At 58.0% G+C, this 18,502-nt stretch carries 20 protein-coding genes; 13 read left to right on the top strand and 7 right to left on the bottom strand.

Annotated elements, in window-relative coordinates:
• Positions 1-155 precede the first annotated feature (155 nt).
• From D8B20_RS05810 to D8B20_RS05830, 5 genes are read left to right on the top strand one after another with little or no spacing between them, the layout of a single operon-like run.
• A complete protein-coding gene (locus D8B20_RS05810; RefSeq protein ID WP_145887970.1) occupies positions 156-1,007 on the top strand; it encodes a transporter substrate-binding domain-containing protein in 852 nt (283 codons plus the stop codon).
• 13 nt (positions 1,008-1,020) lie between these two features.
• Complete coding sequence (locus tag D8B20_RS05815) at positions 1,021-1,740, top strand: ABC transporter permease (protein WP_145887971.1); 720 nt, start codon at positions 1,021-1,023, stop codon at positions 1,738-1,740.
• 11 nt (positions 1,741-1,751) lie between these two features.
• The gene (locus D8B20_RS05820) at positions 1,752-2,480 is read left to right on the top strand and encodes an ABC transporter permease (protein ID WP_145887973.1); all 729 of its coding nucleotides are present in this window, start codon (positions 1,752-1,754) and stop codon (positions 2,478-2,480) included.
• Between the two features lies 1 nt (position 2,481).
• Positions 2,482-3,273 carry an ABC transporter ATP-binding protein gene (locus D8B20_RS05825; RefSeq protein ID WP_145887975.1) on the top strand — a complete coding sequence of 264 codons (792 nt, stop codon included), beginning with the start codon at positions 2,482-2,484 and terminating at the stop codon, positions 3,271-3,273.
• Entirely contained in the window at positions 3,270-4,760 is a 1,491-nt protein-coding gene (locus tag D8B20_RS05830; RefSeq protein ID WP_145887977.1) for an HAL/PAL/TAL family ammonia-lyase, read from the top strand. The genes D8B20_RS05825 and D8B20_RS05830 overlap by 4 nt, the downstream gene beginning before the upstream one ends.
• 30 nt (positions 4,761-4,790) lie before the next feature.
• On the opposite strand, the gene D8B20_RS05835 is transcribed toward D8B20_RS05830, so the two are convergent.
• Positions 4,791-5,420 carry a flavin reductase family protein gene (locus D8B20_RS05835; protein ID WP_145887979.1) on the bottom strand — a complete coding sequence of 210 codons (630 nt, stop codon included), beginning with the start codon at positions 5,418-5,420 and terminating at the stop codon, positions 4,791-4,793.
• Between the two features lie 237 nt (positions 5,421-5,657).
• On the opposite strand from D8B20_RS05835, the gene rlmF reads away from it, so the two are divergent.
• Positions 5,658-6,587, top strand: a complete 930-nt coding sequence (gene rlmF / locus D8B20_RS05840; RefSeq protein WP_145887981.1) for a 23S rRNA (adenine(1618)-N(6))-methyltransferase RlmF — start codon at positions 5,658-5,660, stop codon at positions 6,585-6,587.
• An 88-nt stretch (positions 6,588-6,675) separates the two neighbouring features.
• On the opposite strand, the gene glnQ is transcribed toward rlmF, so the two are convergent.
• The 5 genes from glnQ to rhtA form a co-directional block, all read right to left on the bottom strand.
• Positions 6,676-7,398, bottom strand: a complete 723-nt coding sequence (gene glnQ / locus D8B20_RS05845; protein ID WP_145887983.1) for a glutamine ABC transporter ATP-binding protein GlnQ — start codon at positions 7,396-7,398, stop codon at positions 6,676-6,678.
• Positions 7,395-8,054, bottom strand: coding sequence for a glutamine ABC transporter permease GlnP (gene glnP, locus D8B20_RS05850; RefSeq protein ID WP_145887985.1), 660 nt, complete (start codon positions 8,052-8,054; stop codon positions 7,395-7,397). The genes glnQ and glnP overlap by 4 nt, the downstream gene beginning before the upstream one ends.
• Before the next feature lie 84 nt (positions 8,055-8,138).
• Positions 8,139-8,885 carry a glutamine ABC transporter substrate-binding protein GlnH gene (gene glnH, locus D8B20_RS05855; protein WP_145890427.1) on the bottom strand — a complete coding sequence of 249 codons (747 nt, stop codon included), beginning with the start codon at positions 8,883-8,885 and terminating at the stop codon, positions 8,139-8,141.
• 351 nt (positions 8,886-9,236) lie between these two features.
• On the bottom strand, positions 9,237-9,740 hold the full coding sequence (gene dps, locus D8B20_RS05860; RefSeq protein ID WP_145890429.1) for a DNA starvation/stationary phase protection protein Dps: 504 nt from the start codon (positions 9,738-9,740) through the stop codon (positions 9,237-9,239).
• A 292-nt stretch (positions 9,741-10,032) separates the two neighbouring features.
• Complete coding sequence (gene rhtA, locus D8B20_RS05865) at positions 10,033-10,941, bottom strand: threonine/homoserine exporter RhtA (RefSeq protein ID WP_145887987.1); 909 nt, start codon at positions 10,939-10,941, stop codon at positions 10,033-10,035.
• Positions 10,942-11,005: 64 nt separating this feature from the next.
• Here rhtA and D8B20_RS21555 point away from each other — a divergent pair, with 64 nt between their 5' ends.
• Together D8B20_RS21555 and ompX are read left to right on the top strand one after the other, a co-directional pair.
• Positions 11,006-11,155: a hypothetical protein gene (locus tag D8B20_RS21555; protein WP_186454405.1), complete on the top strand. Its 150-nt coding sequence runs from the start codon at positions 11,006-11,008 to the stop codon at positions 11,153-11,155.
• A gap of 162 nt (positions 11,156-11,317) precedes the next feature.
• Complete coding sequence (gene ompX / locus D8B20_RS05870; RefSeq protein WP_145887989.1) at positions 11,318-11,830, top strand: outer membrane protein OmpX; 513 nt, start codon at positions 11,318-11,320, stop codon at positions 11,828-11,830.
• Positions 11,831-11,953: 123 nt separating this feature from the next.
• On the opposite strand, the gene D8B20_RS05875 is transcribed toward ompX, so the two are convergent.
• Complete coding sequence (locus D8B20_RS05875) at positions 11,954-12,148, bottom strand: hypothetical protein (protein ID WP_145887991.1); 195 nt, start codon at positions 12,146-12,148, stop codon at positions 11,954-11,956.
• A 265-nt stretch (positions 12,149-12,413) separates the two neighbouring features.
• Here D8B20_RS05875 and mntR point away from each other — a divergent pair, with 265 nt between their 5' ends.
• The 5 genes from mntR (at position 12,414) to D8B20_RS05900 (ending at position 18,411) form a co-directional block, all read left to right on the top strand.
• Complete coding sequence (gene mntR / locus D8B20_RS05880) at positions 12,414-12,872, top strand: manganese-binding transcriptional regulator MntR (protein WP_145887993.1); 459 nt, start codon at positions 12,414-12,416, stop codon at positions 12,870-12,872.
• Positions 12,873-12,893: 21 nt separating this feature from the next.
• Positions 12,894-14,000, top strand: a complete 1,107-nt coding sequence (locus tag D8B20_RS05885) for an SLC13 family permease (RefSeq protein ID WP_145887994.1) — start codon at positions 12,894-12,896, stop codon at positions 13,998-14,000.
• A 184-nt stretch (positions 14,001-14,184) separates the two neighbouring features.
• A complete protein-coding gene (locus tag D8B20_RS05890; protein ID WP_145887996.1) occupies positions 14,185-15,315 on the top strand; it encodes an HlyD family secretion protein in 1,131 nt (376 codons plus the stop codon).
• Positions 15,312-16,880, top strand: a complete 1,569-nt coding sequence (locus D8B20_RS05895; protein ID WP_145887998.1) for a DHA2 family efflux MFS transporter permease subunit — start codon at positions 15,312-15,314, stop codon at positions 16,878-16,880. Before D8B20_RS05890 ends, D8B20_RS05895 begins: the two co-directional genes overlap by 4 nt.
• A gap of 1 nt (position 16,881) precedes the next feature.
• Entirely contained in the window at positions 16,882-18,411 is a 1,530-nt protein-coding gene (locus tag D8B20_RS05900; protein WP_370664122.1) for an efflux transporter outer membrane subunit, read from the top strand.
• The last annotated feature ends 91 nt before the right edge of the window (positions 18,412-18,502 follow it).

The following is an 18,502-nucleotide window of genomic DNA, read 5'->3' on the forward strand; positions in this document are numbered from 1 at the left end:
CCATGCGCCGATCATTTTTTATTCTGTCTGGCTCACAAAAAGCTCATGACAGCAATGATCTGCCGCACGCTAACTTGTATATACATGAAATGTCATCTGCGTTGTACTCGTTAACAGAGACAGTTTTTACATGATTACTCACCAGGAGAAACCGCATGACGCACCGCGCCCCGATTCGCCGTTTTTGCCTTACTACTCTGTTTGCCAGCCTGCTGCTTGGCGGCGCTGTTGCGCAGGCCAAAGAGTGGAAAACAATCACCATTGCCACCGAAGGCAGCTATGAACCCTGGAACCTGACGCTGCCGGGCGGGCGGCTGGGCGGCTTTGAACCAGAGCTGATGACGAACCTGTGCCAGCGTATGCAGATGCAGTGCAAACTGGTGGTGCAGAACTGGGACGGCATGATTGCCGGGCTGAATGCGGGCAAATATGACGTCATTATGGATGCGATTGTGATCACGCCAGAGCGCAAAAAAGTGGTCAGTTTTACCGTGCCCTACGCCGCCACGCCCGCCACGTTTATCACCCTGAAAGAGAGCCCGCTGCTGCCAGCAGAGAAAAACATCGTCAGACTGCAGAATGATGAAAAAACCATCAATGCGGCGATTGCGCCCCTGAAAGCGGCGCTGAAGGGCAAAACGATCGGGATTGCGTCGGGCACCGTCTACACCCCTTTTATCGATAAATATTTTAAAGATGTGGCGGACGTCCGTGAATACACCGCCTCAGCCGATGCCATTCTCGATCTGCAGGCCGGGCGCATTGATGCGGTATTTGATGATGTCACCTTTGCGCAGTCGATGCTGGCACGCAAAGAGAACAGCAATCTCACTTTCAGTGGTCCGCAGCTGGGTGGCCCGATCTGGGGCGAGGGCGAAGCAATGGGCGTGCGCATGGCCGATCAGGATCTGAAAGCGAAGCTGGATGACGCCATCAGAGCCGCGCTGGCTGACGGCACGGTGAAGGGACTGAGTGAGAAATGGTTTAAGACGGACGTGACGCCGTAAGCGAGGTAAAAAAATGATGAGCCTGCTGAGCTTTACGGCCGATGGCTGGGGCCGCCTGATTGTCAGCGCTGCTGGCACCACGCTGCTGCTGTCGCTGGCGGCGCTGGCGATAGGTTCGGTGGTCGGTGCTGGCGTGGCTGCGGCCAAGCTGTCGCCGGCACGCTGGCTGCGCTGGCTGGGTGAAAGCTACTCGGTGGTGTTTCGCGGCATTCCTGAGCTGCTGGTGATCTACCTGTTTTATTTTGGCGGTTCCGGACTGATCACCCTGATCGGTCAGCTGTTTGGCGCGGACGGGTTTATCGAAGCACCGCCGTTTCTGATTGGCGCGCTGGCTATCGGACTGATCTCGGGATCCTATCAGGGGGAAGTGTACCGCGCGGCGCGGCAGGCGCTGGCAAAGGGTGAAATTGAAGCCGCGGTGGCCATAGGGATGCCGCGCTGGCGCATTGCCCGGCGCATCCTGCTGCCGCAGATTGTGCGCTATGCGCTGCCGGGCATGGCCAATGTCTGGCAGATGAGCCTGAAGGATTCCGCGCTGGTCTCCGTCACCGGCATCGTTGAACTGATGCGCGCCAGCCAGGTGGCCGCCGGCTCAACGCGCGATTACTTCACCTTTTATCTGATTGGCGGTGCCTGCTATCTGCTGCTGACACTGCTCTCTAACCACGCGTTTCGTCGTGCTGAGCAGCGCCTCGGGCGCGCCTGGCAAAGCCGCACCGCGGCACAGCATTAAGGAGCTGGCGGATGATTGACGTTGCTTTCCTGACCGACACCTTTCTCCGGCTGAGCGCCGCACTGCCGGTGACGCTGGGGCTGTTTATCAGCGCCTTTCTCTGCGGTGGCCTGCTGGCGGCTGGCATTCTGGCGATGCGTATGAGCCGCTGGCGCCTGCTGAGTGGCTTTGCTCGCGGCTACATTCTGGTGTTTCGCGGCTCGCCGCTACTGATCCAGCTGTTCCTGATTTACTACGGACTGGGGCAGTTTGGCGTCATCCGCCACAGTATTGTCTGGCCGTTTCTGCGCGAACCCTTTATCTGTGCGGTGCTGGCATTGTCGCTCTGTACCGCCGCCTATACGGCGGAAATCCTGCGCGGTGCGTTGCTGGCGGTGCCTGCTGGTCAGGTGGAGGCCGGGCTGGCGTGCGGGATGTCGCGCTGGCTGCTGCTGCGGCGCATTATCGCGCCGGTGATGCTGCGCTATGCGCTGCCCGCTTACTCCACGGAGGCCATTCTGCTGGTGAAATCCACGGCATTAGCCAGCCTGGTTACCGTCTGGGATGTGACCGGGGTGGCGCAGCAGATTATCCAGCGCACCTACCGCACCATGGAGGTCTTTATCTGTGCGGCTGCGATCTACCTGCTGCTGAACCTGGTGATCGTCCAGCTTTATGCGTGGCTGGAACGCCGCCTGACCCCGGTGCACCGCGTGGAAAAAAAGCTGCTGCCCGCCATTAAACCGCTTGCCGGAGAATAATATGCACGCTTCTTCACCCGTTACCTTATCCGTCACTGATATCCGTAAAGCCTTTGGCAGTCTGGAGGTGCTAAAAGGCATTTCGCTGCAGGCGCATCAGGGCGACGTCATTTCTATCCTCGGCGCCAGCGGCTCAGGCAAAAGTACGCTGCTGCGCTGTATTAATCTGCTGGAAACGCCGGATACCGGTGTGGTCAGCGTCGGGGGAGAAACCATCGAAATGAAGCGTCATGCGCGTGGCCACCAGCTGGCGGCGAACCCGAAACAGATCGAACGTCTGCGGTCGCGGCTTGGCATGGTGTTTCAAAGCTTTAATCTGTGGTCGCATATGACGGTGCTGCAGAACGTCATAGAAGGCCCGCGCTATGTCCTGAAGCGCGACAAACAACGCTGCATTGCCGAGGCGGAGCAGTTGCTGGACCGCGTCGGATTGCTGAACCGCCGGGATTTTTATCCGGCACAGCTCTCCGGAGGGCAGCAGCAGCGGGTGGCGATTGCCCGCGCGCTGGCAATGGACCCGGATGTCATGCTGTTTGATGAACCGACCTCAGCGCTTGACCCGGAATTGGTGGGCGAGGTGCTGAAAGTGATGCGCAGCCTCGCCGAAGAGGGGCGCACCATGCTGGTGGTCACCCATGAGATGGGCTTTGCGCGCAACGTATCCAACCGCGTGGTGTTTATGCATCAGGGCACCATTGATTGTCAGGGCTCACCGGAGGAGATGTTTGGCGATCGCGGATCGCTGCGCTTTAAGCAGTTTATCTCCAGTCATCAGGCGGAGCAGCCGCTATGAGCGTGCTATGGGGCGATAGCCCGCTGCGCTGGCAGGCGGTGGTGCAGGTCGCGCGCCACGGTGCCACTCTGACGCTGAGCGACGCGGCGTGGCAGCGCATTGCGCGCGGGCGTGACATTGTCGAACAGATTGTTGCCAGCGGCCAGATTGCCTATGGCATCAATACCGGTCTCGGCGCGTTGTGTAATATCACGCTGCCGGAGGCGCAGCTCAGCCAGCTGTCGCGCAACACCTTGCTGAGCCATGCCTGCGGCGTCGGACCGCTGCTGCCGCGCGAGCAGGTGCGCGCCATTCTGTGCGCGGCGATTGCCAACTTCAGCCACGGTAAATCCGGGGTGTCGGTGGCGCTGGTGCAGCATCTGCTGGCACTGCTCAATCATGACATTACCCCGCAGGTGCCGTCGCAGGGCTCTGTCGGGTATCTCACGCACATGGCACACATCGGCCTGGCGCTCATCGGCATAGGGGATGTCAGCTATCAGCAGCAGACTGTGCCGGCGACAGAGGCGCTGCAGCGGGCAGGTTTAGCGCCATACAGTCCCGCAGCCAAAGAGGGGCTGAGCCTGGTGAACGGGACGCCGTGCATGACCGGTCTTACCTGCCTGGCGCTGGATGATGCCGCACGTTTGCTGGATTGGGCCGATATTACCGGCGCAATGAGTTTTGAAGCGCTGCGCGGCCAGCTGGCGGCCTTTGATGCTGAGGTGCTCGCGCTGAAAGCCAGTCCGGGCATGCAGCTCAGCGGCCAGCGGCTGCGGCAACTGCTGAGCGACAGTCCGCTGCTGGCGGCCAGCGCTGGCATACGCACGCAGGATGCACTCAGCCTGCGTGCCATGCCGCAGGTGCACGGTGCCAGCCGCGATCAGTTTGCCCATGCTGCGCAGCAGGTTGATACGGAACTGAATGCCTGCACCGATAATCCTCTGGTGCTGGGAACGCCGGAACACTGGCGCGTGGTGTCACAAGCCAACCCGCACGGCCAATCGGTGGCAATAGCGGCCGATTTACTGGCGATTGCCCTGGCGGAAGTGGGCAGTATTGCTGAACGGCGGCTGGATCGCCTGGTGAATCCGTTGGTGAGCGGCCTGCCTGCTTTCCTGGTGGCTGAGCCCGGCGTAAATTCCGGCATGATGATCGCCCAGTATGTCGCGGCTTCGCTGTGTGCGGAAAACCGCCAGCTGGCGCAGCCGGCGGTGGTGGATAACTATGTGACCTCAGGGCTGCAGGAGGATCACCTCAGCCTTGGCACCGGCGCCGCGCTGAAGCTGCTGAAGCTGAGCGGCAACGTGTGGCAGATTCTGGCTATTGAGTATCTGCTGGCCGCCCAGGCGCTGGATTTCCACGGAGACACGCAGCTGGCCAGCGGCACGGCAGCCGCGCGCAGCCGCCTGCGCAGCCGGGTCGCAACCTGGCAGGCGGATCGCTGGCTGGCACCGGAGATCGCCCGGGCGGTCGCGGTCATGCAGGAGCACGACGCCCGGCTTTAGCGATCATGGTGTCCGGACGGCGTGCCGGGGTTAGCGGCGGCGTGCGTCCGGACGCACCAGATCGAAGCGCTGATCTTCGCTGATGCCGTAATAGGCGGAGGGGCCACCGGCGCGCAGAATCGGCTGCGCTTTTGCCGTCTGATAAATGCCGTTTTCCAGCAGCGCTTCATCAATGTGAATCGCCACCGCTTCACCCAGCACCAGCCAGCTCTCCAGTTCAGCACCGTGCGCATCCTGCAGGCGGATGAGCTGGGTAAGGCGGCACTCAAAGTTGACCGGGCTTTCCGCTACCATACTGACATTGACCTGCGAAGCGGCCAGCGGCGTGAGCCCGGCCAGCGCAAACTCATCCTGATCCGCCGGGATGGAGGCCGAGCTTTCATTCATGGCTTCGGCCAGTGGACGGGTGGCAAGGTTCCAGACAAACTCTTTGGTTTCACTGATGTTCTGCACGCTGTCTTTCCAGCCGCTGCTGGCAAAGCCAATGATCGGCGGATGATAGTTAAAACAGTTGAAGAAACTGTAAGGGGCCAGATTACGCTGACCGCTGGCGCTCTGTGAGCTGACCCAGCCAATCGGCCGCGGACCGACGATGGCATTAAGGGGATCGTGCGGCAGACCGTGCCCGGCGCGTGGCTGATATGTGTAACGTTGACGCATTTTATCTCCTGGTTGTCCGCTATTGTTCTGCCTGAGCCCGGTTGCCGGCGCGGCGCTATTCTGTCGGACGCCGCGAAAGCGGCGGAAGAATCACGCCCTGGCTGCCGCGCGGCGGCTGGCGACCCGGGCGCGAAAAGGGGTTTCCGACATTAGGGCCGGGGGTAAAATTCAGGTAAGCAGATTGTGCGCTGCCGTTATCCAGCGTATCTTACGCGCGCATTATTTTCCGGAGAATTTATGAATAAGCCAGCCGCCACCCCGCTGTTCCATCCGCGTAACCGCCATCAGGGCCGTTACGATTTTGCTGCCCTGACGGCGGCGCATCCGCCGCTGGCGGAGAAAGTGCGGCCTAACGGCTACGGCGAGCTGTCAGTGGATTTTGCCGATCCTGCGGCGGTGATGCTGCTGAACCAGGCGCTGCTGAAGCTGTTTTATCACCTGAACTGGCAGTTGCCGCCGGGCTATCTGACGCCACCGGTGCCGGGACGGGCGGATTATGTGCACGCGCTGGCGGATTTGCTGGCCGGCGATCTGGATGGCGTGATCCCGCGCGACCTGGATGTGCTGGATATTGGCTGCGGCGCGAACTGCATCTATCCGCTGATTGGTCACGCGGAGTACGGCTGGCGTTTTACCGGCACCGATATCAGCGCCGACGCGATTACGGCGGCCAGCCAGATTGTCGCCAGCAATCCCGGCCTGCAGCGCGCCATCCGCCTGCGGCGTCAGAAGCAGGAGAAGGCGATTTTTGCCGGCGTGGTGCATAAAAATGAGCGCTATCATGCCGTGCTGTGTAACCCGCCGTTTCACGCTTCCGCGGCGGAAGCTGCCGAAGGCAGCCAGCGTAAAGTGCGCAATCTGGGCCTGAAGAAAAGTGCGCCCCTTAATTTTGGTGGCCAGCAGAATGAACTGTGGTGCGAAGGCGGCGAGCGCGGTTTTATCGGCAACATGATTGATGAGAGCGTGGCGTTTGCCGATCGCATTGTCTGGTTTACATCGCTGGTTTCACGCAAAGAGAATCTGCCTGTGCTGCGCGATCGACTGAAAGCGCAGCAGGCGAGTGAGGTGCGCATCATTGAGATGGCGCAGGGACAGAAGCAGAGCCGTTTTCTTGCCTGGAGTTTTCTGCCTGTCGCCGCGCGCAGCCAGCGGCTGAAGCGACGCTGATCGGGCTGCCGCGCGGCCATTTATCTTCCCCGCCGCCATAAAAAAGGCCGCCGCGGTTGCCCGCTGCGGCCTGTTGTTTTGCCTGCGGTTACGAGACGTGCTGCAGGAATTCGCGCAGGCGATCGCTTGGCGGATGCGTGATCAGTTCGTCCGGGTTGCCATCTTCGGCGATGGTGCCTTTATCGATAAAGATCAGGCGTGATGCCACTTTTTGCGCAAAGCCCACTTCGTGCGTGACGATCACCATCGTCATGCCTTCTTCCGCCAGATCCTGCATCACTTTCAGCACTTCGTGGCGCAGCTCCGGATCGAGCGCGGAAGTCGGCTCATCAAACAGCATCATTTTCGGCTTCACCGCCAGCGCGCGGGCAATGGCCACGCGCTGCTGCTGGCCGCCGGAAAGCTCAGAAGGGAAGTGGCCGGCGCGTTCTGCCAGCCCCACTTTGCCAAGCAGCTCGCGCGCCAGCTTTTGGGCATCCTCTTTTTTCGCCCCGCGTACGCGGATTGGGCCGAAAGCCACATTATCCAGCGCGCTCATCTGCGGGAACAGATGGAACTGCTGGAACACCATGCCGGCTTCCTGACGGATCAGGCGCTCGTCGACCTTCGGGTCATTGACCTTCATACCGTCGACAATCAGCTCACCGCTGCTGATCTCTTCCAGTTTGTTGATGCAGCGCAGCAGCGTGGATTTGCCGGAGCCGGACGGCCCGATGATGACCACCACTTCTCCCTGGTTAATCTTCAGGTTGATGTCGTGCAGGACGTTGGTCTGGCCGAAGTTTTTAGAGACATTTTTAAATTCAATCACAGGATTTTCACCCTTTTCTCAATACGGCGCAGCACAAAGCTCAACACCAGCGTAATAACCAGATAAATGATGGCGACGGCGCTCCAGATTTCCAGCGCACGGAAGTTACCGGCGATGATCTCCTGGCCCTGGCGGGTCAGCTCTGCCACGCCAATCACAATAAACAGAGAGGTATCTTTGATGCTGACGATCCACTGATTACCCAGCGGCGGCAGCATACGGCGCAGCGCCAGCGGCATAATCACATAGCGCAGCGTTTCACGCCGCGACAGACCCAGTGCCAGACCTGCTTCACGGAAGCCTTTGTTGATGGAAAGCACGGCGCCACGGGTGATCTCGGCAATGTAGGCCCCGGAGTTGATCATGATAGTGACCACCGCTGCGGTGAACGGATCGATGCGTAAATCAGGGAAGGCCATCGGCAGAGCAAAGTAAATAAACATCACCTGCACCACGATAGGCGTACCGCGAATCAGCTCAATGAACACCAGCGCGATATTGTTGGTTAGCCAGCCGCCGTAAGCGCGGGCGAAACCGGCAACGAGGCCGATAATCAGGCCGCCAATCAGGCCGAGGATGGAAATCAGCAGGGTCATTTTGGCGCCTTCGATTAAAACCGGCAGGGCTGGCCAGATGACGCTCCAGTCAAACTCCATGGTGTTACTCCAGAATCTGTTGCAATGGAAAAGTAAAAAGCAGGGAGCGTGGGCTCCCTGCTGACGGCCGTGATTCAGGCCAAATTATTTTGGTTCAGAACCGAACCATTTTTTATAGATGGTGTTATAGGTGCCGTTGTCACGCAGGGTTTTCAGCGCGCCATTCACCTTTTCACGCAGGTCGTCGCTGCCTTTCGGGAAGGCAATGCCATACTGCTGCGCTTCAATGGATTCGCCGACGGCTTTAAAGCGGCCTTTGCCTGCGGTGTGGATGAAGTAAAGAATGTTTGGCGTGTCGTGCAGCACGGCGTCAGCACGGTTGGTACCTAACTCCATGTAAGCGTTGTCGATGTTCGGGAACTGGCGCAGGTCTTTGGTTTTGATATGCGCTTTGGCGTAATCCACGGAACCCGTGCCGCTTTTTACTGCCACGGTTTTGCCATTCAGATCGTCGATGCCTTTGATGTCATTTTCGTTGTTACGCACCATCACCAGCAGGCCGCTTTTGTAATAGCCATCAGAGAACTCGATGGCTTTTTTGCGTTCTTCCGTAATGGTGATACCTGCCAGCGCCAGATCGACGTTTTTTGTCTGCAGGGCCGGAATAATGCCGCTGAAATCCATTGGCTTCAGGGTGTAATCCAGCTTCAGCTGCTTCGCGATGGCATCCCACAGATCGATATCAAAACCGACATATTTATCGCCCTGTTTAAATTCAAACGGGACGAATGCGGTATCAGTGGCGACAACCAGTTTCTTGTCTGCTGCGGTGGAGGAAAGGGAGAAGGCCAGCGCCAGCGCGGCCACGGAGACTTTAATCAATGACTTCATCATTTTTTTCCTTATTACCCGTCGGGCCTGGTGGCCCGATGTACGGCACATCATATGAAAAAATTATGCCAACTTTTCATTTTTGCAGAAATCAGCAGGTTGCTGTGGTGGGCTGACACGATTTTGCAAGGTACAGCGAGATTGCACCAATAGAGATCACCATAATGGTGCATTGTGCTGTCATGGTGCAGTGCCAGTGTGCACCACTGTTATGACGAGGAAAAGAAACAATGAAAGAAGTGTTAACGCGGTCATAAAACCGCAAAAGAGGGAAGGAAACAGCAGGCACAAAAAAAGGCGGGAGAGCCCGCCTTGAGTCAGAATAATTTATCGCCTGTCTGCATCGGGCGATTACTCGATGTTAGATTCGATAAACCACAGGAATTTGTCCAGGTCACGTGAAGCGGCAGTAAAGATGTCTGCGGTATCTTCATCGTTAACTTCGGTGATGGCTTTGCGGGTGTCGTTCGCCACAATCGCGTAGCGGTCGGCCAGCGCTTTCAGGTGATCCTGCACGGAATGAATGTTCAGCGGATAGCTCTGCAGCGGCGTCTTATCGTTTACGACCTGCGCTGTACCCAGGGCTACACCACCCAGCTGTACTACGCGCTCAGCGATCGTATCCTGGTGATCGGTGATGGTGGTACGGAAGCCATCCAGCATTTCATGTACGCCGATGAAGTTCGCACCGCGCATGTTCCAGTGCGCCTGTTTGGTGATCAGGGACAGGTCAATAAACTCCACTACCAGACGGTTGAGCACCTCAATGGTGGCTTTCTTCTCGCTATCAGCCACGTCATTGCGGGTATAAATCAGATCGGAAGATTTTGTTTTTACCAGTTTTGCGGTACTCATCATTAATGTCCTCTTATTGATGGTTGTCCTAATCAAGCACGGAAATAAGTATAGCAGCACTTTTCCGCTATGCCGGATTGATTGAACCGATAACAGGAATAGTTAAATCATAATAACGCTCACGCTTTGCGCGGTATGAGTTTATTTTAATTAAAATCAATGAGATGGATATTGTGTTAATTATCTTTCAGGGATGTTGCAAAATAATAACGGTGAATCTGGCGCTAATTCAGAAGCGAATGAGAATAGGTTACCTGCCGGCGCCAGCCATAAGCGACCGGCGCAGAATAACTTATTGCGGAGCAGTAATATCCAGCTGTTTTATTTTGGCCGCTTTCGGTTTCAGGGTCAGCGTGGCCCCCGCAGAAGCGATAATAATGGCCAGCAGGGCCAGCCACTGCCGCAGGCTCAGCAGCTCTCCCAGGAATAACATTCCGGAGAGGGCGGCCATGGCCGGTTCCAGACTCATCAGCGTGCCAAAAATGCGCGCCGGCAGACGGGTCAGCGCCATCATTTCCAGTGAATAGGGAATGGCGCTGGAGAGCAGGGCAATCAGCAGCGCCAGCGGTAAAACCTCCCAGTGCCAGATGCCCGGTGCCGCAAACGTCAGCCCAAGCGGAACAAAAATCACTGAGGCAATCAGCGAGCCCGCTGCTACCGTGGCCGGGCCGTGCTCCGCGCCTGCGCGCTGGCCTGCCAGAATATAAATCGCCCAGCAGGCACCGGCACCTACCGCCAGCAGCGCACCGATCGGATCGATATGGCTGATGTCTGCACCAAAAGGCAGCAGAAACCCTAATCCGCCTACCGCCAGCGCCACCCAGAGAAAATCCAGCGGACGCCGCGCGCCTGCCAGCGCCAATGTCAGCGGGCCGAGGAATTCCAGACCAACCGCCACGCCCAGCGGCACGGTACGGATAGCCAGATAGAACAGATAGTTCATGCAGCCGAGCGCCAGGCCATACATCAGCAGCGGCGTACGCTGCGCGCGGGTAAAGCGCAGTCGCCAGGGTTTAAAGATCAGGCACAGCATCAGCGTGCCCAGTCCCAGTCGCAGCGCAGTGATACCCGGCGCACCGACCGCCGGAAACAGTGATTTTGCCAGTGAAGCGCCGCCCTGCAGCGACAGCATGGCAACCAGCAGCACAGCAACCGGGAAAACCACCGGTGCCAGTTTATGTTGAGCGAGAGGCGCAGACATCCTGTTTATGATTCCTGTGAGGGGCGAAAAGCGGCATGGAAAAATCAGTGTAAAGGAATCGGCGATGAATATGCAGGAGGCGGGCGACAAAAAAAGCACTGCGTTTGCGCATAAAATAGCCACTTTCAGGGCCAGTTACGTAAAGAATTGTCAGGTTAGTTTAGGAATTTACTTAAAGGCATTATTTGCTCAGGGGAAAAGTATTGCAGAATGATGACGCTTTTTATAAGTAAAATGAATGACATACGAAACTTCATTAACTTTCTGTTACACCAAACAATCTGTTAGACAACAAAATCCGGGCAGAGTTTCTCGCTAAGTTTTGTTATATTTTTAGCGTTGTCAGGAGAGAAGTATATTCACATTTGAGGTGGTTATGAAAAAAATTGCATGTCTTTCAGCACTGGCTTGTGTACTGGCAGTTTCTGCAGGTTCAGCCATGGCACAGAGCACCGTTTCTGCCGGTTACGCGCAGAGCGACTATCAGGGCGTTGCTAACAAAGCTAACGGCTTCAACCTGAAATACCGCTACGAAGACGGTTCTAACCCACTGGGCTGGATCGGTTCTTTCACCTACACCGAAAAAGATCGCACTGACGCTGGCGTCTACAACAAAGGCCAGTACTACGGTATCACCGCAGGTCCTGCTTACCGTCTGAACGACTGGGCAAGCATCTATGGCGTGATCGGTGTGGGCTACGGTAAATACCAGCAGAACGAAACTGCCGGTCAGTCTAAATCTGACAGCAGCGACTACGGCTTCTCTTACGGTGCCGGTCTGCAGTTCAACCCAATGCAGAACGTTGCCCTGGACGTTGGTTACGAGCAGAGCCGTATCCGTAACGTCGACGTTGGCACCTGGATTGCTGGCGTAGGTTACAGCTTCTAAGTTTTTGCTTAGACCAGAGTTGCACAGAAACGGCCCCCAGCGGGCCGTTTTTTTATGCGCCGGCCTGACGCAGGCAATAAAAAACCCGCCTTGCGAGCGGGTTTAATGGCTGGACGTGGGGCTTCAGCCGCGCCAGATCAGGTTAGGGCAGGGGCGTTCCGCCACTTTTTTGCCCGCCAGCTTTTCCAGCAGCATCAGGCGCAGCGCGAAGGGTGAGCGGCTAAACAGGCAGAGCAGGGATTTCAGCTCCAGAGCCGGTTTGCGTTGCTCAACCTGGAAGCATTTGCCACAGTCAAGGCAGCTTTTCATGGTGCTCATGTTCACCTCCGCAACGGGTTGCAACGTATCTGTAAGCTCAGCCCGGCACGTCACCGCGGGAGAAAGCGCGGCAACAGGGTGCCTTTCGGCATTGACGGCTTTTCAGGCTATTTGCTTACAACATAAACAAAGATAGCATTGGCTATACTCTTTAGCCAACACTATTCAGGAAAAATTTGTGCTTATTTGTGCCTGGTTTACAATGAGCGCAGCCAGCCAGCCCGCACCGCAGGTAAAGTGCGGCAGATAATAAAGAGGAAGCGGAATGAGTCGTCGTGCCAAGAGCGCCATCAACATGCCCCAGGGGCCGCTGAAAGAAATTGAGGAGCATGTCGAAGGATTTCGTCAGGTGCGCGAAGCACATCGTCGTGAGCTGATCGATGATTACGTTGAGTTAATCTCTGATTTAATTCGCGAATTTGGCGAGGCACGTCAGGTTGATATGGCCGCGCGTCTGGGCGTATCGCAGCCGACGGTGGCCAAAATGCTGAAACGTCTGAGCACCACCGGCCTCGTGGAACAGGTGCCCTATCGCGGCGTGTTTCTCACCGCCGAAGGGGAAAAACTGGCGGAAGCGAGCCGCGTGCGCCACCATATTGTCGAAACGTTTCTGCTGGCGCTTGGCGTCAGTCCGGAAACCGCACGACGCGACTCCGAAGGGCTTGAGCATCACGTCAGTGATGAAACCCTCGCTGTCTTCCAGAAATTTTACGAAAGCCGCTAACTTATAAGGCCCTCCGCCATCATGCCCGTACTGCGATCCTTAATGCGTGACCGTATTTTGCATTTGTTGTTACTTATTGGTGTGATTCTGCTGCTGCTGGCGGACTATCGCTGGGCCCAGCTGCCGCAGGCGGTAGACTGGCAAACCATCATGACCCTGACCGGTTTGCTGATGCTGACCAAAGGGCTGGAAAGCAGCGGCTATTTTGATGTGCTGGGCGCGCGCCTGATCCAGCGTTTCCAGCATGAACGCGCGCTGGCGCTGTTTATGGTGTGCGCCGCCGCGCTGCTCTCTACGTTTCTCACCAATGATGTCGCGCTGTTTATTCTGGTACCGCTGACGCTGACGCTGCGCAAATTCTCCCATTTGCCCATCTCACGGCTGATCATCTTCGAAGCGCTGGCGGTCAATGCCGGTTCGCTGCTGACGCCGGTCGGCAATCCGCAAAATATTCTGCTGTGGAGCCATGGCTCGCTCAGCGTGGGCGGCTTTATTCTGCAGATGGTGCCGCTGGCCGCCGTGCTGATGGTCACGCTCATGGCGCTGACCTGGTTTAGCTTTCCCGCCAGCAGCATTGATAAACACGAGCAGAGCGATACGCACACGTGGCAGAAGCGGCTGTTTGTTGTCAGCCTGCTGCTCTACATCGTCTTTATTGTCGCGCTGGAGTTGAAATTCACCGGCTGGGCGCTGCTGCTGGTGGCGGTCTGTTTTCTGCTCTTGGCGCGCAGCGTGCTGGCCAGCATTGACTGGAGCCTGCTGCTGGTTTTTGTGGCCATGTTCATTGATGTCTTTCTGTTGATGCATCTGCCCGCACTGCAGCCGTGGTTTGCGCGCATCGGCCAGCTGGGCGAGGGCGGCATTTACCTGCTGGCCATTGGCTTGTCGCAGGTGATCAGCAACGTGCCGGCAACCATCCTGCTGCTGCAGAAGGTCCAGCCGTCGGATGTGCTGGCCTGGGCCGTGAATATCGGTGGCTTCGGGCTGCTGCCAGGATCGCTGGCGAACCTCATCGCGCTGCGTATGGCGCAGGACGGTAAAATCTGGTGGCGCTTCCACCTCTTCTCCCTGCCGATGCTGGCGTGGTCAATGCTGTGCGGCTGGTGGCTGTTGCGCTGGTTGCACTGACGCTGCGGTTATCGCGCTAATCTGCTGATTCACAGGTGGTTTTCAGCAGGTTATCGCCTGCTGTGGCAGAAAGTGCCGCAATTGTCGGGTTATGTAAATCTGCACTGGAATTTGTCAATTTCTTATCTAAGGTTAAGTTGACCGTTTTCGCCCAGGATTGGGTTACAGCCAGTGAAGACTACTTATGAGTGACAAGCAGAATCAGTCGCCTTCGCGCGAGCAGCAGGACCCGCAGCACACTTCCGATGACCAGCAGGATAATGACGAACAACCCCGCAAACGCCCTGGCAAAAAGCCGCTGATTATTCTCGGCATCGTTGTCGTGATCATGCTGCTGGTGGGGATCTGGTTCTGGTTTACCACGCGCAATATCGAGAGCACCGACGATGCCTTCACCGAAGGCGATGCGGTCACCATTGCGCCAAAAGCCTCCGGCTATGTGGTGCAGCTGCTGGTGAAAGATAACCAGCGGGTGAAGAAGGGCGATCTGCTGGTCCTGATCGATCCGCGTGATAACGCGGCGCAGCGCGATCAGGCCAAAGCGCAGCTGGGGCTGGCGCAGGCGCAGCTGCATCAGGCGCAGGCGCAACTGGCGCTGTCGCGCGTGCAGTACCCGGCACAGCGCGACCAGGCGCTGGCTGAACAGGCGAAAGCGCAGGCCAACCTGCTGAATGCGCAGGCCGATTATCGCCGTCAGCGCGGCGTTGACCCGCGTGCCACCTCACAGCGCAATATTGATACTGCCGCCGCCCAGCTGCGTTCGGCTGAGGCGCAGCTGCAAAGCGCGAAAGCGCAGGTGGAAGTCGCCTCCCAGGTGCAGCTGCAGATTCGCCAGCAGGAAACCAATGTTGAAGCACGTCAGCAGCAGGTACAGCAGGCGCAGGCGCAGCTGAACACCGCCGAGCTGAACCTCTCGTATACCGAAGTGCGCGCGCCCTATGACGGCTTCGTCACCAAACGTAACGTGCAGCCGGGGACGCTGGTGCAGGCAGGCAGCGCGCTGTTTTCGCTGGTATCGCCGGATATCTGGATTACCGCCAACTTTAAAGAGTCGCAGCTGGAGCGCATGAATCCGGGTGATAAAGTTGAGATTACCGTTGATGCCTGGCCGGATATGAAACTGGAAGGGCACGTCGACAGCATCCAGATGGGGTCGGGTTCACGCTTCTCTACCTTCCCGGCGGAAAACGCCACCGGTAACTACGTGAAGATCGTGCAGCGCGTGCCGGTGAAGATTGTGATTGATAAAGGGCTTGACCCGAACCACCCGCTGCCGCTGGGGCTGTCGGTTGAGCCGAAGGTAACCGTGGAATGAGTGGGGGCGAAAGCTGGCGTCCGTCCAGCAATCCATGGCTGGTCGCGATCACGGTGACGCTGGCGGTGTTTATGGAGATCCTCGACACCACCATCGTGAACGTGGCGCTGCCGCACATCGCCGGCTCGCTCTCTTCCAGCTACGATGAATCCACCTGGGTGCTGACCTCTTATCTGGTGGCGAACGGCATCGTACTGCCGATTTCAGCGTTCTTCAGCCGTCTGTTCGGACGTAAGCAGTTCTTCCTGATCTGCATCGTGATGTTCACTATCTGCTCTTTCCTGTGCGGCATCGCCACCGAACTGTGGCAAATCATTCTGTTTCGCGTGCTGCAGGGGTTCTTTGGCGGCGGACTGCAGCCGGTGCAGCAGTCGGTGCTGCTGGACTACTTCAAAGCGGAAGATCGCGGCAAGGCATTTGGTCTTTCCTCTATTGCTATCATCGTTGCGCCGGTGATCGGCCCCACGCTCGGCGGCTGGATCACCGATAACTACAGCTGGCGCTGGGTGTTTTTCATTAACATTCCGGTTGGCGTGCTGACCGTACTGGCGATCTACCAGCTGCTGGAAGATCCACCGTGGGAGCGCAAATGGGATAAAGGCCGGCTGAAGATCGACTACATCGGCATCAGCCTGATTACGCTCGGGCTCGGTTGTCTGCAGGTGTTCCTCGATCGCGGTGAAGATGAAGACTGGTTTGCTTCGCACTTTATCCGGCTGTTCGCCATGCTGGCGGCGATCGGTATCGTCGGGGCGGTTTACTGGCTGATGTACGCGCGCAAACCGGTCGTGGATATCAAAGTCATGAAAGACCGCAACTTCTGGGTAGCGGGCTTGCTGATGGCCGGTATGGCGATGATTCTGTATGGCAGCTCGGTGGTTCTGCCGCAGCTGGCGCAGCAGGATCTGGGCTACACCGCCACCTGGTCCGGGCTGGTGCTGTCGCCGGGGGCGATCTTAATCGTTCTCACCATTCCGCTGGTGCTGAAGCTGATGCCGGTGGTGCAGACGCGCTATATCATCGCCTTTGGCTTCAGCTGCCTGGCGGTGGCGTTCTATTACTCCAGCAGCTTAACGCCGGATGTGGATTTCACCACGCTGGTGCTGATGCGCAGCGCACAGTCCATCGGCCTTGGCTTTCTGTTTGTGCCCCTTACCACGATTGCGTTTGTCACCGTGCCGCAGCGGCTCAATGCCGATGCGTCGGCGCTGTTCACCATGTTCCGTAACGTTGCCGGATCGATCGGTATTTCACTGGCAACGGCCGGCATTACCGAGCGGGAACAGGTGCGATCGGCGCATATGGTGCACAACATGACGCCGCTGAATGAGCAGTTCACCCTGACAGTACAGCAGTGGGCGCAGGCGATCCGCGATTTCACCCGCGCGGTTGGCGATCCGCTGACGCTGGCCAGCGGGCAACTCTATCAGGAGATGATCGCCCAGGCGCGTATCCTTGCCTATATCGACGTGTTCACCGGCCTGAGCATCGTCGCGCTGTTATTGATTCCTTTTTGTTGGTTGCTTTCGCCGATCAAGAGCGAAGGCAGTGCAGGAGCACATTAACATGATCACCTCTTCTCGCGTGAAGCCGTCGCTGACGCTGCTGGCGCTCTCTCTGCTGCTGGCCGGGTGCGCCGTCGGGCCAGATTATCAGCCGCCACAGGCGCATACGCCGGGCGGCTATCGGGATATCGCCTCGCAGCAGGCTTCGCGCCCGCTGGCCACGGCCACCAATCCGCGCTGGTGGAAAAGTTTTAACGACCCGCAGCTCGACAGCCTGATTACGCGCGCCATCGCCGGTAACCTGACGCTGCAGCAGTCGGTGCTGCGGATTGCCGGCGCGCGTGAGCAGCTGGCCCAGGCGCGTGGCGGCCTGTTCCCTTCGCTGAACGGCTCGGCCAAAGTCACGCGTCAGCAGCTCGGCCTAAAAGGGTTGCTGAAATCCAACGGGGTTTACGATCAGGTGGACAGCGATGTCGCCGATCAGCTCAACGGACTGACCCATTCGGTTACCCTGTATCAGGGCAGTTTTGACGCCAGCTGGGAGCTGGATTTATGGGGCAAAGTGCGGCGGCAGATGGAAATGGCCGATGCGCAGCAGCAGGCGGCAATCGAACAACGCAACGATGCGCTGGTGTCGCTGGAAGCGGAAGTGGCGCGCGCTTATCTGCAACTGCGCGGTGCGCAGGCGGTGCTGGCGACGCTGCAGCAGCAAATCGGCGTTGCACAGCAAAGCTGGGAGCTGACCCAAAGCCAGCAGCGTAACGGGCTGGCCCCGCTGACGGACGTGGAAAACGCCCGGGCACAGCTGGCGTCGCTCAACGCCCAGCTGCCGCAGTACGAGGCGCAGGCGCGGCAGGCAATGAACGGGCTGGCGGTGCTGCTGGGGAAAACCCCTGGCGCGCTGGATAACGAACTGATGCAGCAGAAGCCGCTGCCCGCGCTGCCACAGATTGTGCCGGTGGGCATTCCCTCAACGCTGGCGCGCCGCCGGCCGGATATCCGTCAGGCAGAAGCGACGCTGCATGCGCAGACGGCGAACATTGGTGTCTCGGTCGCCAGCCTGTTTCCGAGTCTGTCGCTGACCGGACAGCTTGGCGTACGCAACACCGATGCCAGCTATCTGGATGACTGGAGCAGTCATTTCTTTAGCGTCGGGCCCGCGCTGTCGATCCCGATTTTTCAGGGAGGACGTCTGGTCTCCAGCGTAAAACTGGCCCGGGCGCAGCAGGCCAGTGCCGCGCTGGATTATCGTCAGACGGTACTGACCGCCCTGCAGGATGTGGAAAACGCGCTGGTGAGTTATCGTGCCGATCAACAGCAGGTGGCGGCACTGGATGATACCACGGGTGCGCTGCAGCGCGCCTTTGATCTGGCCAGCGACAGTTACCGGCAGGGCATTTCTACCTTTATTGATGTGCTGGACGCGCAGCGACAGCTGTCGCAGGCGGAAGCGCAATCCACGCAGGCGCGCATGCAAAGTGCGCTGGATCTGGTGGCGTTGTATAAAGCGCTTGGCGGCGGCTGGGAACCTTATCAGCAGGTTTCCCTGCCGGATTACGACGTATTTGGTCCGGCCACCCGCGTGAATTAATTATTCCGGCCGCATCGTGCTGATGCGGCTTTTATTCGCTTCTTTCCCGATTGATTTGCTTTTCATGCTGCCAGCGCACGATGGCGTTAAT

The sequence above is a fragment of the Candidatus Pantoea soli genome (genome assembly GCF_007833795.1).
Classification (GTDB): Bacteria; Pseudomonadota; Gammaproteobacteria; order Enterobacterales; family Enterobacteriaceae; genus Pantoea; species Pantoea soli.

Excerpts from the sequence above, each read along its gene's own strand:
- D8B20_RS05900 (WP_370664122.1), top strand. The coding sequence starts at position 16,882 with ATGATCACCTCTTCTCGCGTGAAGCCGTCGCTGACGCTGCTGGCGCTC.
- D8B20_RS05825 (WP_145887975.1), top strand. The coding sequence starts at position 2,482 with ATGCACGCTTCTTCACCCGTTACCTTATCCGTCACTGATATCCGTAAA.
- D8B20_RS05830 (WP_145887977.1), top strand. The coding sequence starts at position 3,270 with ATGAGCGTGCTATGGGGCGATAGCCCGCTGCGCTGGCAGGCGGTGGTG.
- D8B20_RS05820 (WP_145887973.1), top strand. The coding sequence starts at position 1,752 with ATGATTGACGTTGCTTTCCTGACCGACACCTTTCTCCGGCTGAGCGCC.
- rlmF (WP_145887981.1), top strand. The coding sequence starts at position 5,658 with ATGAATAAGCCAGCCGCCACCCCGCTGTTCCATCCGCGTAACCGCCAT.
- D8B20_RS05885 (WP_145887994.1), top strand. The coding sequence starts at position 12,894 with ATGCCCGTACTGCGATCCTTAATGCGTGACCGTATTTTGCATTTGTTG.
- D8B20_RS05895 (WP_145887998.1), top strand. The coding sequence starts at position 15,312 with ATGAGTGGGGGCGAAAGCTGGCGTCCGTCCAGCAATCCATGGCTGGTC.
- D8B20_RS21555 (WP_186454405.1), top strand. The coding sequence starts at position 11,006 with ATGAATATGCAGGAGGCGGGCGACAAAAAAAGCACTGCGTTTGCGCAT.
- D8B20_RS05835 (WP_145887979.1), bottom strand. The coding sequence starts at position 5,420 with ATGCGTCAACGTTACACATATCAGCCACGCGCCGGGCACGGTCTGCCG.
- glnH (WP_145890427.1), bottom strand. The coding sequence starts at position 8,885 with ATGAAGTCATTGATTAAAGTCTCCGTGGCCGCGCTGGCGCTGGCCTTC.
- D8B20_RS05815 (WP_145887971.1), top strand. The coding sequence starts at position 1,021 with ATGATGAGCCTGCTGAGCTTTACGGCCGATGGCTGGGGCCGCCTGATT.
- D8B20_RS05875 (WP_145887991.1), bottom strand. The coding sequence starts at position 12,148 with ATGAGCACCATGAAAAGCTGCCTTGACTGTGGCAAATGCTTCCAGGTT.
- glnP (WP_145887985.1), bottom strand. The coding sequence starts at position 8,054 with ATGGAGTTTGACTGGAGCGTCATCTGGCCAGCCCTGCCGGTTTTAATC.
- mntR (WP_145887993.1), top strand. The coding sequence starts at position 12,414 with ATGAGTCGTCGTGCCAAGAGCGCCATCAACATGCCCCAGGGGCCGCTG.
- D8B20_RS05810 (WP_145887970.1), top strand. The coding sequence starts at position 156 with ATGACGCACCGCGCCCCGATTCGCCGTTTTTGCCTTACTACTCTGTTT.
- D8B20_RS05890 (WP_145887996.1), top strand. The coding sequence starts at position 14,185 with ATGAGTGACAAGCAGAATCAGTCGCCTTCGCGCGAGCAGCAGGACCCG.
- ompX (WP_145887989.1), top strand. The coding sequence starts at position 11,318 with ATGAAAAAAATTGCATGTCTTTCAGCACTGGCTTGTGTACTGGCAGTT.
- dps (WP_145890429.1), bottom strand. The coding sequence starts at position 9,740 with ATGAGTACCGCAAAACTGGTAAAAACAAAATCTTCCGATCTGATTTAT.
- rhtA (WP_145887987.1), bottom strand. The coding sequence starts at position 10,941 with ATGTCTGCGCCTCTCGCTCAACATAAACTGGCACCGGTGGTTTTCCCG.